Origin of the sequence: Lacticaseibacillus sharpeae JCM 1186 = DSM 20505 (genome assembly GCF_001436225.1) — a bacterium.
Taxonomy (GTDB): domain Bacteria; phylum Bacillota; class Bacilli; order Lactobacillales; family Lactobacillaceae; genus Lacticaseibacillus; species Lacticaseibacillus sharpeae.
In genome coordinates, this window is sequence record NZ_AYYO01000007.1 from 1 (window position 1) to 15,472 (window position 15,472).

The window sequence follows — 15,472 nt, forward strand, 5'->3', positions numbered from 1 at the left end:
TTTTATTTCAGAAGAACTTGGTCACGAGTGGCTAACTTGATTATAAAATCTGCCATTATTTTTTTTGCTGCGTCTTGGTTAAATTCATCATTCACAACCAAGTTCCACGATCCGACTTCATCCAAATGACTACCACGGCTAACTATAGGCTCGAATTTTTCACGTTGTCGCTTCTTCAGTGTCCAGACGCAACCCAAAAGTAATACATAAAGCCGAAGGGACATAACATTTGGTGCATGTTTGTCAGTCATAGATTCGTATAACTTCTTACCCATTGGTAAAATTGATGAGTAAACTTCCCAATCAGGAATATTTGTCGCCATTTCGCTAAAATATTTTAAAACGTCCTGTACTAACCAGGCTCCGCGAACATGACCATCACGCAAAGAAGATAACCCTCTAGGAGTAACTTTTGCCAAGTCTGAAGCCTTAAGTACACTAAGAACATAGGGGGTATTATTTTCTAATGAACTATCCTTTTCTTTTGTATAACCAAACGAAACTTCTGACTCTGACATTCCTGATTGAATCAATAATTGCTGAATCTTGTTAATCTTACCTGGGCCAATCCCCTTACTTTGGAATACTAAACCTAATTTGCCAATAGTGACATCATCTAACTTGGTCATGTCAAACTCCTTAAAGCGATTGATTAGCCAAGTGTTTTTTTCACCAAACACATCAACAAGCGTTTGGGCTTTGTTGATGTGTTTATTTTTTTTGCTATCTTCATTAGTCAACAAAATTGACCCAGGGGCAAGGGCCTGAACGTACTCAATCTCAATACCCATACGGCTAAAGTCTTTATGCAACTGTTGTACATCCATCAACGCATTAAAAGATTTGAGCTGATCAATCACCAAGCCCTCTAATCTTTGTTCTGACACCAACTCACGCAAAAACGGGATTGTGCGCAAAATTGGACTGTGAGTCACCATATCGTTAAGAATCTGCCAATTTTGAACCGCACTCGCTGATACAACCACCTGCCAGCTTGTATTCCATTGCCAATCCCCAAATAAGCCTTGACCATTCTTAACATGTACTTCAATACCAAACAAACGGAAAAGTTGTGTTAATTTCACAAACGAGTCGCGATTTTCTATGTACAGTTTGCGCAACGGAGCTACTGGGGTTGACCAACAACCTTCACTCAAAGTTAAAGGCACATTTGAGTCTTTCAAAAAAGCGTCCAGAAATTGCCGTTTCCAACGCTTTACCAGAGATTCTGACCATGTTCCCGGGAAAATCACTTTGTCATCCATATTTTCTTCCTCTATTATCAGTATTCCCATTTTGTAGAGAGGTGTCAATACAAAAAAATTAATCAGGTTAATTTCTTTGCTAATCTCTAAAGACTGATTATGCTTGATCCCCTCGATTCTTTGTTCATTAATGAATTTTGTTTCGGCCTACTCATATTCAATCAAACAGTTTCAATAGATGGGCACCAACAAATTAGTAAGCTTATATCAATCTATCTACGCGGTGAACATCGTCTAGTTGGCCAATTATACTATTCAAATCTAATCAATTGGTCGTTGCTAAATATTGGTTAATGAACTAACCAGGATTTCGTCCCATGATCAATAGATTGCCTGCATTTTATTACATCTCTATGATCAATCATTATTTCGTAGTCAGCCCTTCCGCCAGCAACCCTTCCTCGCTCCCAAACCACGCCACATAATCCTCATCCCTCAGCTCGCCACCCTCCAAATGCACAAGCGCCGCCACAAACTTCCGGTAGTCACCCATCGCGAGCTGGTAAATCAATTCGTCATACTCATCCTGACTCATCTGTGCCGCGCGCTCCTGAACCGCGTGCAGTAGCTCAGCATTACTCATCGCAATCACCTCGCCGCGATCCTACCACAAACCACATCACGAAACGATTTACCCGCAAAACTTTCGCCCTTACGTAATTCATAACTTCCAGGACACAACTTCTTCACACTTCGCCAGTATAGTAATAACCATAGCAAACCGGCAGTTTCCCAGAGCTGTCGCGAACTTCTCTAAAAAACATCTTCTTCATATCTTTTCTCCCAACTAAGTCGTGTAGTCCCAGCTGCACGCATTAACGGCGGTGTCCCAGCACCGCCGTTTTTTTGTGCGATCAATTAATCAGGCACGAAAAAAGCATTCAGCCTCCGCCATTGCGAAAACTGAATGCTTCACTTTTTCATTCAATTAAACCTGCCTAGAACAGGTTACCCACAACGTTCTCAATCTCGCCAATCAGCATTGCACCGAACAGCGCGCCGATGATGCTAATCGCAATACCAAGAATGAACGTGCCAATGATGTATGCATAAATTTTATCCAAGTGCGTCGTTGGTTCCGCCTTGAAAACTGAAGCCACAAGTGCAATTCCTTCAATACCCAGACTGCCTATTACAGCCAGGTACAGAATAACCGCACTGCCAATGCTGCCGCTAATCAGGCTCAGGACAAACCCGATAATCGTGAAGAACACGGCCAGGTTGCTGAAGTGGGCAAACTGGTTCAGGAAATCAAGGTAACCCAGGCGCCGGTCGCCAAGCATTGCGTGCACGGTAAGGTAGGCAACGGAGGCCATCGCGATTTCAATGACAAATACCAGTACAAAAATGCGAATTGCGACGGAGAAGCCAAGTGAGCCAGCACTTGAAATCTGCTCGGTACCGAACAGGGAACTTGCAGCACCAGACACTTCGCTAACCGCGTGATTGGCGATCATCATGATGGTCAGCGCAATCAACAGGGCAACGATGATGAAGCTGGTTAAGCCGAAGTACTTGTGGTACGTGCCACTCATCGTGTATGGGTGCTTGAGTGAGTCAACCAGGTAAGCCCAGTAGTTCGTCGCGTACTTCTTCGTCGCTTCAGCGGTCGCACTCGTCTGCGCTGGCTGCGGTGCGGCCTGGGTCTGCTGCTCTGTAGACGCAGTGGCTTGTTCAGCCGCTGCAGGCTTGCTCTCCTCAGGTTTTGCTTCTGGCTCACCATCGGCTGCCTTGGCTTCGGTTTCGTCTGCGGTAGCTGTGGTTTCGGCAGCAGTCTCAGTCGTTGCGGTTTCTTCGGTGTCTGTGCTCTGCGCTTCAGTTGGCACATCGCTCAGGCTGGTCCCACAGTTGGTGCAAAACTTTGCTTCTGCGGGCATTTCACTCTGACAATTAGGACAAATTTTCATGGGTAATCTCTCTTCTATATTATTCAATTAGTAGGCTTGGTGCTCGTCAGAAACTTTTTTGCTAATCTTGAAGTTAACAATCCGGTAATCGTCCGTGCCGACCTTGTCGACTTCACCTTCGTACTGGAACACCTGAACGTGCGTGCTGTCGGCATCAGCGTTGTCAAAGTCGTACTCAACGTTGGCAACGACCTTGGCCTTATCCTTAGCCTTAGGGTAGACGTGCTTGAAGTCGGAAGTCATGGAGACAGAATCGATGTTGTCGTTCTTGTAGTAGCCGACCGCCATCTTCACGAACTGCTGGTAGTCTTCGTTGTCGGCGCCATTCACGAACATGTCTTTCATCTGGTCTTCGGTGTCCGTGTCATCCCCGTTGTTTGCCAGGTAATCAGCGTCGTTAATCAGGTTGTAAATCAGGGAATCCGCATTGGCGTGACTAATCACCCCAGGATAGCCCAGCGTAATTTCGCCGTTGTCATACCCATCGGCGAGCTTCACCGCACGGGATTCAACTGCAGCCCCCTTAGGATCGTACACTTCAGTCAGCTTACTGGAGCTAACGATTGGGTACTTGTTAATCTGCAGTTGCCCGTATTCGTCGATGTTCCCCACCTTGGTTCCATCGATGCGAACTTCCGCACCGGGATAGCCATCAACCGTCACGCTGACGGTCTGGAACGAAAGGTCGATGGAGTCATCTTCCAGCAGGTCGGACTTAATCTTCGTGCTGGTCTTCTTCCCGCTAATCTTCGCCGTTGCCTTCAGGGTGTAGCTACCTGGAACCAGTGGCCCGATGTCGCGCGCATCAGCCTTCCCGGTGAACCCGGCACTTGGCGCGTTGCTGACCGTTACCTTGGTCCCCTTCTCGTTCGTGGTGACCTTAGGATAAACGGCGGACACGTTGAACTTGTATGCAGGAAACACCAGCAGACGGTGGCCGCTCTGCGCGAACTTCATTGTGCCTTCGCCGCCATTGCGGGTGGTCGTCGCAAGATCATTCAGTGCCCGTGCGTGCGTTTGGTAATAGTTCAGCAGTGGCTTGATGGTCGTTTTGTCCAGCTTGAGTTTCACGTCGTTAGTACTCAAGTAACTGAGTGAGGAACTGGCGTCACCCTTGCCGATTGCCTTCACCGCCCGGTCGAGTTGGTTCTCCGCGCTGTAGTATTTCTTACCTGCCACGTAACCACCAATCAGCAGAACCAAGACGACGGCCCCTGCAATCAGACCGGCCTTCTTCTTTTTGTTCATCGGGTGGCTCTTGCCTACCCGCGTTGCTGCGGGTGCTGGCTTAGCAACTGGTGCCTTCGCTGCAGCTACCGGCTTAGTGGCCGGTGCTTTTGTTTCAGGCTTTGCATCTGTGCTGCTGGTATTCTTCGCATTTTGCTTAGCGATATACTCGGCAATTTTGAAGCCACAGTTTTTGCAGAACTTGTTGTCTGGCTGCACTTCATGTCCACAGTTAGGACAAAATAACTTTGCTTGTTCGCTCATCTTTCTCCCCTACACCTTAAAATTCCTACGTCTATTGCGTAAATGCCAAATCAAAACATTGAAGTTAGCATTTAAAATAATAAGTTCAGCTGGTGAATAATTTCACGTAACGAGCATATTACGTTTTTCTTAAGAAGTAAAGGAAATAGGCGGTAAACCCATATCACAGTTACGTGTCAATTAGTGAAAACGGTTAATGGTTCAACACTTATCACCACTAACCTTGATTTGGTTCATTAATTTAGGAAGCATTTCTAGAAGATAACCATGCCTTAAAATGGCTCGTCACGTAATCTTATTGTTTGCGCCACAACTTCTTCACACTTGGTCGGTATAGTAATAACCATAGCAAACCGGCAGTTTCCCAGAGCTGTCGCGAACTTCTCCAAAAACATCTTCTTCATATTTTTCTCCCAACTAAGTCGTGTAGTCCCAGCTGCACGCATAACGGCGGTGTCCCAGCACCGCCGTTTTTTGTGCGCCGAATCATTTCGTGGGTTTATCCACCGCTTAACCCAATCACCCCAAACTCGCCCAGCTTTCGCCACACAACCTTCACACTTCGCCGCTATAGTATTAACCATAGCAAGTCGGTGCGGCGCAAAGCCCAGATTGCCCGCATTCGCTACTAGTGCGTAACATCAACTTCTTCATATTTTCTCCATTCCTCACAAACGTGTAGTCCCAGCTGCACGCTCCCCTCGCCACCGATGTGCCCAGACGTCGGTGGCTTTTTGTGTACAAACGGTTGTTCGCATCCGTCAGCAGTGCTAAACTTAAATCCGACATTTTTCACGAAAGGACCGCCTCATGGACATCTTCCCCTTAACCGCCAGCCAGCGTGCACGTATCTGGACGCGCCTCAACCCGCAGCAGCGCGCAATCTTCGACAAATACACCATGTACCGCATCAAGAGTGAACTGCTGAACAATGCGTTTCGGCTCGACGCCAACTGGAATCTGGTCGGCGTGCACATCGACCAGACGTGGGACATCGATGGCGGCCGTGGCGGCGCGGCGCATAAATACCATTGTGAGTGCGGGCGCCCCATTAAGTACCAGTTCGAACTGCGGCCAACCAGTCGACGTGGGCGGCACCTGCTGCTTGGCAGCTCGTGTTTTGCCCGGTACGCCGGCATCCCCGCACAAGTGGCGCGCGAGATTCAGGGGCAGGTCACCACGATTCAGATCTACATGAATCAGATTCTGGTCAAGTGGGACCGCGGCGAACGCTTCCCCGAAATCCAGTTCGGCGGCGTCATGGACTCCGGTATTTTCACCGCGCCGAGCGTGTTCGGGCAGAAAATCACGGACTTTCGTGCCGCGGACCTGCCGCTGTTTGCTAACGACTACTCCCGCATGGTGCGGTACCAGGCGGCGTACCTGAACGGCGCCGTGCTTGACTTGCGCGGCCAAAACGAATGCCGCGTCGCGCTAAATGAGCCCGCAGCTAAGCCCCTGACGCCGCTAGCTGCCACTGACTTCCTGCAATACCCGCACAAGGATTGCCTGCTGGTTCAGGACGCGTTCTACCCCGACCGGCCAATGCCGCTGAAAGAACAGGCGCAACTGCTGACGACGATGCTGAACCTGAATGAACTATTCGAACTGTACCAACGCACACAATCTGCGACCGCAAATGCTGATTACCTCACCGCGCTGCGCAACTCCGTCAAACACACGGTGGCACTGCTGCCTAAGGTGCGACTGACCCGTGATGCTGGCGGCGTCCTAGACGATTTGTATTCGGCCATGCTGGCGGAAAAGCCGCTGCGAGAATGCCTACTAGTCGGTCTGCGCGCCGAGACCAGCGTGTGGCTCCACGGCCGCAGCAATTTGCCATTAACCATGAAAAGTTTGCGCAAAATGCTCAAGCGAACGCTCGTGTACGCGTCCGTGACTGGCACCCCAAACAAACCGGAACTCCAAGCACTCGCGCAGAAGCTGCGGCAACGCCAGGCTTTGCCAACCCTGGAGGCCATTCAGGCAATCTGCCGCCTCTACGCGGAGGTCGGGCGCCCGGCCGCAGAACTAGCATCTGCAATCAGCGCAGCAGAACACGCACTCGCAACTGCCGGAACGCAGGTTGACCCACGAACTTTCAACCGCGGTCAGATTCCACAACCAGCGCGCACTAAGCAAAAGCGCGTGATCAAAGTGATGTCCCGCAAACGGGGACTCCGTGGCAGTACTAAGCTCTCCACCGAGCAGTACGAGATGCAGCTCGCACTACGGCACCGGAAGAAGCACGATAAGCCGATGCAGTAGGATACGAAGAGGGCGACGTTCACGCGAACGCCGCCCTCTTTGTATCGAATTATTGTCTACAGTTCAACTTCTGCCGCACGATATTCCTGCCAGCTCTGTTCAATCCGCATCAACACATCAGCATCCACCCGCAGATGCATTGCTGCGGCTTGCGCTAAGGAATCAGTCAACGGACGTTCACCAGCAATTAATTCTTGCATGCCTGACACGGATAACCCCATCATATTGGCAACTTGCGCAATCGTGTAACCTTCGTCTTCATATTCGGCCTGAATAATCGCACCCGGTGCGGTAACGAAGTGGCCATTGTTGTTAATGATATTAGTGATAGTCTTCAACCCCTTCTATTTCAATCCATCCAACTGTGTTCACATCAACACTCTGATTGCCATCGTCATCATATCCGCTAATAACCAAACACCCCGAAACTTTCTTCAAAAATTAGTAGTCGAATTAACCAACCCTCGTCGCATTCGCTTCACACCTGCCCTCTATAGTAATAACCATAGCAAACAGCCAGTAGCTGCAAGCGAACTTCTTCTTCATATTTTTCCTCTCCCAAACTAACTAGTGCAGTTACCCCTAGCTGCACGCAAAAACGGCGGTGTGCCCAGACATCGCCGCTTTTTGCGTTGAAAATTCTATTCGAACAAATCTCTAAAGCTTGCTAACAAGACCTGCAAAATTTCTGTAGATACCCTGCCCGTAACACGTGCATGTCTTGCCTTAAAGTCAAAATTGGGTAGTTGCCATAGCACAACCCGTCCATGCAGTTTGCCCGCAACACCACGCTCAGGGACCCGCATATACAGCAGTTCCGACATGGCTGGATCATCGGTCGTTGTGGTTACCATCCCAATAATCATCCCCGTGCTTTTGTTGTACCCTGATTTAGATAGGACGATAAATGGTCGCTGAATGTTGCCGGACTGTGGGTCATGACCACCGAATTCCTTTCCCGCATGGGGTTCGGCATCAATCATCAGTACTTCGCCTTGCTTAGGGAAAGTCTGCGTCAAATTTCTTTCCCCGTCTTTCCCATGTCGTCAGGCGTGCCAATCAACTTCTTATCGCGCGCAAAATCATAGTTCTGGACGAACTCAGTGTCCCAGATATTGATTCGCTGCGGCTGGGGTTTAAGAATTACAGCCCCGTCAGCATCCAGGTACACCTCAACTTGGGCCCCAGCACTAATCTGGGCTGACTGCGGCAATTTGATTGAAATCGTCTTGCCATTGCCGTCTGCGGTGAGAATCCCCAACAGCTGGCGTTTTCCCTTACGTTTTTCCGCCATTGCTTCCGCCTCTTTTTGATTACTCACAATATAGGCCTCCTCAATGCACAGTTCAATTGATGGCATGAACGGCCATCTATGTGCCTATATATAGATTGCGCGAAAAGTGACCAAATGCCCCGAAACTTTCTTCAAAAATTAGTAGTCGAATTAACCAACCCTCGTCGCATTCGCTTCACACCTGCCCTCTATAGTAATAACCATAGCAAACAGCCAGTAGCTGCAAGCGAACTTCTTCTTCATATTTTTCCTCTCCCAAACTAACTAGTGCAGTTACCCCTAGCTGCACGCAAAAACGGCGGTGTGCCCAGACATCGCCGCTTTTTGCGTGCACATCGCTTCAACTAAAGTACTGAGGCAAACATCGTCACCGTCGCCGGCACCACATCGACGAACAGCACCTGACGAATGCCCGTCGCATGCGTGGTCACGTATGCAGTCACCGCCGCCACCGCCACGGTCGCGGCTAGCTGGAGCGGGAAGTGGTACACGCCCGCGCTGATGGCCGGGAACGCCACACTTTGGCAGTGCGCCGCATCCGCCAAGCGCAGGGAGTTAGCGTAAGACTGGGCGAGCACCGCCACTTCATGCTCATTGCCCCCACGCCAAATCGGGCCAGGTGTGTGTACCACGTACTTTGCGGGCAAATCGAAGCCGGGAGTAATCACTGCTTCACCCCGCTCACACCCGCCGAACTTACGACAAGCCGCCAGCAATTCTGGCCCGGCCGCCCGGTGAATGGCGCCGTCAACCCCGCCACCACCAAGCAGCGTCGGGTTGGCCGCGTTGACAATGGCGTCGACGCGCAGTTGCGTGATGTCAGCGCGCTGGGCGTGGAGTTCGACGATATTGTTTGTTAGATCAACAATTTGCATATTCCTAACCCCTTTTACTACTTGCTCTCCTGGCCTCTGACCACATATGCATCCAGCAAAATCCGACCAATCACCTGTACTGGCAAACGTGAATGCACTTCGTAATCCGGAAAATACGATTCTTCTGACTTGTGACCAACTAGCAAAATGTCGGTACATTTAGCAAGCGGCGCATCGCCATTAGTAGTCAGCGTAATAATCGGTACACCGTTGGCACGCAAGCTGTGGGCTGCATCCACTAACTCGGGCGTTTCACCATTTAAAGATACAAAGATTGCGCAAGCGTCAGGCTCCACGCGTTTGGCCAGAGTTTTGATGATATTCGGATCGTGCAACGTCTGCGTATACTTACCCGTTAACTGCAATTTCAGCGACATTTCGTCCGCAATCATTTCTGACAGCCCGCGGGCAAAGATATACACAATGCGCGCACTAGCTATCTGCTGAATGCCATCTTCAATCGTCCCAATCTCCAGTTGGTTGATGGTTTCCTCAACTTCGTGTAGGTTTGCCGTGATTACTTTACGAATCTTCGCGTCTGCATCACGCAAGACTGCGGGTTCCTCCCGCTCATGGGCATCACTAAGCGAATGCCGAAAATCAGTGTAACCTGAATAGCCCAGCTTCTTCATCGTTCGGACAATAGTTGCCGTTGAAACGTTCGCAAAATCCGCGAATTCTACAATCGACATCTGCATAATCTGATCACGTTTCGTGTTAATCAGGTTCACAACGTACTGTTCGCTAGCACTAAATTTGTTTGCCATTCTGGATGCCTCTTTTCGTTGCCACGTCGGAACACCGATAATTCGGCATTTCGCGTCCTAGTTATGCTCAATGTTAGTTAAGCCAATTAGTTTTGTAAAGGTTTTCGCTAAAATCGGGCCGATTACGTCAATTCCGAAAACATTTTCAGGAATATCTGCGTTAATCTTAAAAGGTAGAAAGATTTAACGAGCTGTCACCAACCTGACCTAGCTCAAACAGGGGGGCTAACATTTTGATTTATACATTAACACTCAATCCAGCAATAGATTTATTCATCGATACTCCCCGACTTGACGAAGGCGTCGTCAACCGCACCAATAGTTACGACGTCCAAGCGAATGGTAAGGGCGTCAATGTCTCGTTCATTCTGCAAAGGCTTGGGGTGCCAAACGTCGCGCTGGGAATTGGTGGCGGCTTCACGCTCGCCTATATTAGCCAGCAACTCAGTGCCGCCGGGATTCAAAATGACTTCATTGACACTGGTGGCATCACCCGCATTAACGTATTCACCCACGTGCGTGATGGCAACCGGGAGTTCAAGCAAGTCAATCCCGGTCCGGTCGTCAGTGCGAGTGGTTTACAAGAACTGCTGCGTCATATCGAAAAACTTGACCAGGATGACGTACTTATCATCTCCGGTAGCTTTGCCAAGGGAATCACGCCGGCAATCTTGAGTCAGCTCGGTCAGATGTCTGCGGCTCAAGGCTTCAAGTTCGTCATCGATACATCTTATCCTGACGTGCTGAACGCGTTGCAATACCACCCATACCTCATCAAACCGAACAACGCCGAACTAGCCAGCTGGTATGGATTACCTGCAGACATCGACGAAGCCAAGCTGATTGAGTTGGGACGCGACTTGCAAAAGCGCGGCGCCCAGAACGTGCTCATCTCATGTGGTGGTGCCGGTGCGATTTTCCTCAGTACCGATGTTTACCACGGTAATGCGCCATCGATTAAGGTGCTGAATACGGCTGGTGCCGGCGACACAATGCTCGGTACCTTCGTGGCGGGGCTAGTTAGCGGTAAGGACCCAGTCGCCAACCTGAAGTATGCCTTGGCTGCTGGTAGTGACAGCGCCCGCAGTGCCTGGGTTACCGACTTCACACATCTGGATGACCTGTTACCACAGATCAAAGTTACCAAAGTAGTTTGATTTTTAAGCAATACATTGTCACGACGCACTTTTTCACGGAAGGAAGTAGCAATTATGGCAAAATATGATTTGATTGCGGCCACCGGCTGTGCGACTGGGATTGCCCACACGTACATGGCCCAGGAGGCTTTGGAACAAGAGGCCAAGAAGCGGGGCCTCACGATTAAAGTTGAAACTCACGGCCAAGCTGGTGTCGATGATCCACTTACCCAAGAGGAAATCGACAACGCCAAGGCAGTCATCGTCGCCGCCGATATTGACGTTGACGCCGACCGCTTCGCCGGGCTGCCAGTAATTATGGTGCCAGTCGCTGCCGGGATTAAAGACCCGGGCAAGCTGATTGACCAAGCATTGGCCAAGGATGCACCAATCTACAAGCCAAATACCAAGGCCAAGGCAGCCACTGGGGGTAAGAGCTCTGGTGAAGGGCTCGGACACCTGGTTTACACCAGCCTGATGAACGGGGTTTCGCACATGCTGCCGGTCGTCGTTGCTGGTGGTGTGCTTACCGCGATTTCGTTCTTCTGGGGCATCTACTCAGCTGACCCGAAGAGTGGCCAGTACAACGCATTCGCCGCGATGCTGAACACAATCGGTGGTTACACCATGAATTTGATGGTCCCGATTCTCTGTGCGTTCATCGCTGAAGCCATTGCTAAGCGTAGTGGTCTGGTTGTCGGGTTCGCCGTTGGGATGATTGCCCTAAACGGTGGGACCGGTTTCCTCGGCGGGATTGTCGGTGGTTACGTTGCTGGTGCCGTAGTGATTTTGCTTCAGCACTTACTCCGTCCGCTGCCAGACAAAGAATTCCGTGGACTCAAAGCGATTTTCCTCTACCCAGTACTCGGGGTATTCATCGCCGGGATGATTATGTGGGTCATCACTAAACCAATGGCTGGCATCAATACGGGCATGATGAGCTTCCTGAAGGGCATGCAAAACTCCGACCCAATCATTCTGGGACTCATCGTTGGGATTATGTGTGCATCCGACTTCGGGGGCCCAATCAACAAGGCGGCCTACCTCACCGGGACGGCCCTGCTTGCCCAAGGTAACGCGTTCTTCATGGCTGGTGTTTCCGCCGCATGTATCGCACCACCAATCGCCACCGGGATTGCTGTACTGCTCAACCCTAAGGCATACTCTAAGGATGACCGTAGTGCCGGTTACGTTAACTTCCTGCTCGGTTCCACGCATATCACTGAAGGGGCAATTCCGTTCGCCGCAAAGAATCCACTGCTCAACATTCCTAGTTTCATGATTGGTTCTGCAGTTGCTTCAATTCTAACCTACATGAGTAAAATTCAGGTACCCGCACCACACGGTGGGTTCATCATCCTGCCACTGGTCAACCACCCAATTCTCTGGGTTGTCTACATTCTGATTGGTTCCGCTGTTTCTGGTGTACTGCTCGCCATCATTGCTGGACACTCCGCCAAGAAGCACGGGGTTTCCCAGAACTCAGTTTCACTCGCCGGTCTGACCGGTGACGAAGCCGTTGCCGCAATTGCACCACAAGCACAGACCACCACAACAACTGTTGGCGCAACAGACACAGATACCACCAACCTTGGTGACATTCTTAGTTCTGACAACATCGTTATGGATGTCAACGCCACTGACCGCGACGACGCGCTGCATCAGCTAGCAGCCCTCGCCGTTAAGAACGGCATCGCCAGTGATGCCGAAGCCGTTTATGCTAAATACCAGAAGCGTGAAGCTGAAGGATCAACCGGGATGGAGCAAGGTATCGCTATCCCCCACGCACAGGACGCAACTATCAGTCGTTCCGCAATGTTAGTTGTTCGGCTGCAAAAGCCCGTCGAGTGGAAAACCTTCGACGACCAGCCAGTTGATACACTCATCAGCTTCTTGATTCCAGAACATGATAATGGTGATCACCTGCACTACCTGAGTAACACCGCCAAGTTGCTGACGCACCAAAGCTTCATCAAGCAGCTCAAGGCCGCGAAGACACCAATGCAGATTCTGACTTTGTTTAAGGAATAATAGCATAAACGAAAATCGCACCTGACAAGCAATGCTTGCCGGGTGCGATTTTTATGTTCGTTACCTCTTCCTCCGGTCCACCCACAGTGCCATCACCAGCACCACCACGACCGCTACGACGAATAGTGCCACTGCCGTAAACACCACGCCAAAAACAATGTCCCCCAACATGTCGTTTGCCTCCACCAGTTATTCTTTCACCCTCAGCGTACTCCGCGGTGCCGACACTAGCAATCGGTCTTAAGCCGTAAAAAACACGGCCCCCAGCGGGTAAGCTGGAGGCCGTGTCTACCTGTACGCTGGGTAAGCGTACTGTTCAAAGGGTAGTGCCGGGACGTATGGCATCCCGTCCCCTTTAAGATAAATCAACCAGGCAATTCGCGCAATCGTTTTGCTGATATTTGTTATGTTAAATTTTAAATCAGCCCATCCGCGGTAGTGCCGGGCGGTCGTAAAAATAGCCCTGCAGGTAATGCGCATGCAACTCATCAACCGCATATTTCGCGTCCACACTGTTCTCGATGCCCGTGATGACAATGTCGATGGCCAGCGGATCAGCCAAGCGGTGCCACGCATCCAGTCGAGCAACCAGGGCCGTGCTGTCGGGATACGCCGCGCGCAGGTCAGCGAGCTCGAATTTCACGCCGTCCAGGTACAATAGCTGCGGCCGCAAATCAGCGAGCGGCCAGTCCACATCCATGTCATCGAATTCGAGGCGCAAATCGTGCGCGCGGTACTGCGGCCCCATCCAGCGCATGAGGTCCGTGTCCGGCACGCCCATCAGCTCGACGACAAGCACCTGCAAGTCGGTGCATTCGTGCTTGAAGTCCACCAGTTGCTGCAGCACACTCGGCTCCGCGAACTGCTCCAAGGTGATATTGATCATCACCTTCTTGACCTCAGTGTTCGGGATTGCGCGGCGGATGAATTCAAGCTGTTCCGGCACCGCCAGCTCGAACTCGCGGGGGAACAGCCACTCATCGCGGTCGCTGTCGTACCGCGCGAGGCGCACCTCATTGTGCACCACGCGATACGGCTCATGGCGCACATTGACGATTTTCTGGTTGAAAATCGCGCTGGTCATAATCGTCCGCGGCTTGCGGGCCGCCCCGATTGTCTTGCCCATCACGGTCACCACGTCGCGGCCGTAGTGCTTACTCTGGTACAGGCTCGCATCCGCCCGGGCGTACAGGTCATCGAACTTCTGGTCGTCCGGCTGCAGTTCCGCCAGACCGATTGAAATGGTCACGAGAACCTCGTAGTTCGCAGCGGTGAAGCGGGTTTCGCGCACCACGCGCCAGCATTCCAGCAGCATATTCTGCACGTCCGCCACCCCGCAGTCCGGGAATACGACGTTGAACTCTTCGCCACCGGTCCGATACAACGTGTGCACCCCGGGATACCGCGCGAGCAGCTTCGTCAGAGTGTTCGCCACGCCGGCCAGCACTTCATCCCCCGCCAGATGCCCATAATGGTCATTAATCTGCTTGAAGTGGTCAATGTCCAGCACCGCCATCGCCACCGGCCGCTTTTCCGCCTTGGCGCGGGTAAAGATCCCGGTCACATCCTCCTTGTACGCCGCGTAGTTCTTCGAGTTGGTCAGCGCGTCGTAGTGTGCTTCTTGCGCAATCGCCGCGTTTTTGAGCCGCAAATTATTGTCGTAGCGTAAGTACAGAACAGTCACCAGCGCCATCACCACGAACGTCACGAGTGCTTGCGCGATGAGTAGCGGCGACGTCGTCATTTGGCCAATCCGGTATGGGGCAAAAATCCAGAAGACGGCTGCTAGCAAACTAAAGGCCAATGTGTGCCGCCACACGTTGTAGCGAATCTTGTCCGCAAACAATCGCAGCCCAACCAGGAGCACGAGTAGCAAAATCAGCGATACGTAGACGTTCCAGTCGCCAATCGCCGTCCAATAATGCAACGTCCACATCCATAACAGTGCGGCCGCCCGGACAATATAAGCCACCAAGGAGCTGCCCTCATCCAGCAGGGGGAAGGCCAAAATGAAGAGGCCAAGGTTATCGAATACCATTCCTACTGCGTCTGCGCCCAAAATCGTGGCCACAGATTGCAAACTTAAGCCGAGGATGGTCGTGATGGCAATCATGGCCACATTCAACCACCGTGCCCGCTGCGTTTGGCGCGCACTATCCGTCTGTGCCATGCTCCACAATTGCCGGTAATACACGACAAACCCACTGGCGAAGAGCGCACTAATCACCAGTTCTGCTAGCCATAATTCTAATTGTAATGGTGTCGTTGTCACAGGCATATCCGTCATTCGTGGCTCCCCTTTTCCCCCAAAAAGTTAAGTCGTTACGATAAAGCTTATTGTCATCCCATGTTATTATTTGCAAAGTTTGGGATTGGAATAATTATGGCAGATTTTATAATCAAGTTAGCCACTCGTGACCAAGTTCTTCTGAAATAAA

At 51.0% G+C, this 15,472-nt stretch carries 13 protein-coding genes; 3 read left to right on the forward strand and 10 right to left on the reverse strand.

All coding sequences use genetic code 11. From position 1 onward, the window contains the following. Positions 1-2 precede the first annotated feature (2 nt). From FC18_RS01885 to FC18_RS01900, 4 genes are all read right to left on the reverse strand, one after another. Entirely contained in the window at positions 3-1,265 is a 1,263-nt protein-coding gene (locus FC18_RS01885) for a hypothetical protein (RefSeq protein ID WP_056975362.1), read from the reverse strand. A 364-nt stretch (positions 1,266-1,629) separates the two neighbouring features. Next, positions 1,630-1,848: a hypothetical protein gene (locus FC18_RS01890; RefSeq protein ID WP_054680401.1), complete on the reverse strand. Its 219-nt coding sequence runs from the start codon at positions 1,846-1,848 to the stop codon at positions 1,630-1,632. A 355-nt stretch (positions 1,849-2,203) separates the two neighbouring features. Then, the gene (locus FC18_RS01895) at positions 2,204-3,172 is read right to left on the reverse strand and encodes a zinc ribbon domain-containing protein (RefSeq protein ID WP_054680399.1); all 969 of its coding nucleotides are present in this window, start codon (positions 3,170-3,172) and stop codon (positions 2,204-2,206) included. 27 nt (positions 3,173-3,199) lie between these two features. Next, the gene (locus tag FC18_RS01900; protein WP_082404183.1) at positions 3,200-4,663 is read right to left on the reverse strand and encodes a zinc ribbon domain-containing protein; all 1,464 of its coding nucleotides are present in this window, start codon (positions 4,661-4,663) and stop codon (positions 3,200-3,202) included. Between the two features lie 810 nt (positions 4,664-5,473). On the opposite strand from FC18_RS01900, the gene FC18_RS01905 reads away from it, so the two are divergent. Beyond that, positions 5,474-6,931 carry a hypothetical protein gene (locus tag FC18_RS01905; protein WP_054680394.1) on the forward strand — a complete coding sequence of 486 codons (1,458 nt, stop codon included), beginning with the start codon at positions 5,474-5,476 and terminating at the stop codon, positions 6,929-6,931. A 56-nt stretch (positions 6,932-6,987) separates the two neighbouring features. Here the strand turns inward: FC18_RS01905 and FC18_RS01910 are convergent, their stop codons facing one another. The 5 genes from FC18_RS01910 to FC18_RS01930 all read right to left on the reverse strand — a co-directional run bounded on the left by FC18_RS01910 (position 6,988) and on the right by FC18_RS01930 (position 9,867). Beyond that, a complete protein-coding gene (locus FC18_RS01910) occupies positions 6,988-7,269 on the reverse strand; it encodes a helix-turn-helix domain-containing protein (RefSeq protein WP_054680390.1) in 282 nt (93 codons plus the stop codon). Between the two features lie 303 nt (positions 7,270-7,572). Then, on the reverse strand, positions 7,573-7,950 hold the full coding sequence (locus FC18_RS01915) for a type II toxin-antitoxin system PemK/MazF family toxin (RefSeq protein WP_056975363.1): 378 nt from the start codon (positions 7,948-7,950) through the stop codon (positions 7,573-7,575). Next, the gene (locus FC18_RS01920) at positions 7,947-8,252 is read right to left on the reverse strand and encodes a hypothetical protein (RefSeq protein ID WP_054680383.1); all 306 of its coding nucleotides are present in this window, start codon (positions 8,250-8,252) and stop codon (positions 7,947-7,949) included. Before FC18_RS01920 ends, FC18_RS01915 begins: the two co-directional genes overlap by 4 nt. A gap of 317 nt (positions 8,253-8,569) precedes the next feature. Further along, positions 8,570-9,100 (reverse strand): O-acetyl-ADP-ribose deacetylase, encoded by a 531-nt coding sequence (locus tag FC18_RS01925; RefSeq protein ID WP_054680376.1) that lies wholly within the window; start codon positions 9,098-9,100, stop codon positions 8,570-8,572. Positions 9,101-9,117: 17 nt separating this feature from the next. Then, on the reverse strand, positions 9,118-9,867 hold the full coding sequence (locus tag FC18_RS01930; protein WP_054680374.1) for a MurR/RpiR family transcriptional regulator: 750 nt from the start codon (positions 9,865-9,867) through the stop codon (positions 9,118-9,120). Positions 9,868-10,100: 233 nt separating this feature from the next. Between FC18_RS01930 and pfkB the strand changes: the two genes are divergently transcribed. Next, positions 10,101-11,024, forward strand: a complete 924-nt coding sequence (gene pfkB / locus FC18_RS01935; RefSeq protein WP_054680372.1) for a 1-phosphofructokinase — start codon at positions 10,101-10,103, stop codon at positions 11,022-11,024. A gap of 54 nt (positions 11,025-11,078) precedes the next feature. Then, complete coding sequence (locus tag FC18_RS01940; RefSeq protein ID WP_054680370.1) at positions 11,079-13,034, forward strand: fructose-specific PTS transporter subunit EIIC; 1,956 nt, start codon at positions 11,079-11,081, stop codon at positions 13,032-13,034. A 421-nt stretch (positions 13,035-13,455) separates the two neighbouring features. Here the strand turns inward: FC18_RS01940 and FC18_RS01945 are convergent, their stop codons facing one another. Beyond that, positions 13,456-15,321 (reverse strand): GGDEF domain-containing protein, encoded by a 1,866-nt coding sequence (locus FC18_RS01945; RefSeq protein ID WP_054680369.1) that lies wholly within the window; start codon positions 15,319-15,321, stop codon positions 13,456-13,458. Positions 15,322-15,472: the final 151 nt, after the last annotated feature.

What these genes read in the sequence shown, in the direction of transcription:
- FC18_RS01885 (WP_056975362.1), bottom strand. Translation starts at nt 1,265, where the DNA reads ATGGATGACAAAGTGATTTTCCCGGGAACATGGTCAGAATCTCTGGTA.
- FC18_RS01890 (WP_054680401.1), bottom strand. Translation starts at nt 1,848, where the DNA reads ATGAGTAATGCTGAGCTACTGCACGCGGTTCAGGAGCGCGCGGCACAG.
- FC18_RS01895 (WP_054680399.1), bottom strand. Translation starts at nt 3,172, where the DNA reads ATGAAAATTTGTCCTAATTGTCAGAGTGAAATGCCCGCAGAAGCAAAG.
- FC18_RS01900 (WP_082404183.1), bottom strand. Translation starts at nt 4,663, where the DNA reads ATGAGCGAACAAGCAAAGTTATTTTGTCCTAACTGTGGACATGAAGTG.
- FC18_RS01905 (WP_054680394.1), top strand. Translation starts at nt 5,474, where the DNA reads ATGGACATCTTCCCCTTAACCGCCAGCCAGCGTGCACGTATCTGGACG.
- FC18_RS01925 (WP_054680376.1), bottom strand. Translation starts at nt 9,100, where the DNA reads ATGCAAATTGTTGATCTAACAAACAATATCGTCGAACTCCACGCCCAG.
- FC18_RS01930 (WP_054680374.1), bottom strand. Translation starts at nt 9,867, where the DNA reads ATGGCAAACAAATTTAGTGCTAGCGAACAGTACGTTGTGAACCTGATT.
- FC18_RS01940 (WP_054680370.1), top strand. Translation starts at nt 11,079, where the DNA reads ATGGCAAAATATGATTTGATTGCGGCCACCGGCTGTGCGACTGGGATT.
- FC18_RS01945 (WP_054680369.1), bottom strand. Translation starts at nt 15,321, where the DNA reads ATGACGGATATGCCTGTGACAACGACACCATTACAATTAGAATTATGG.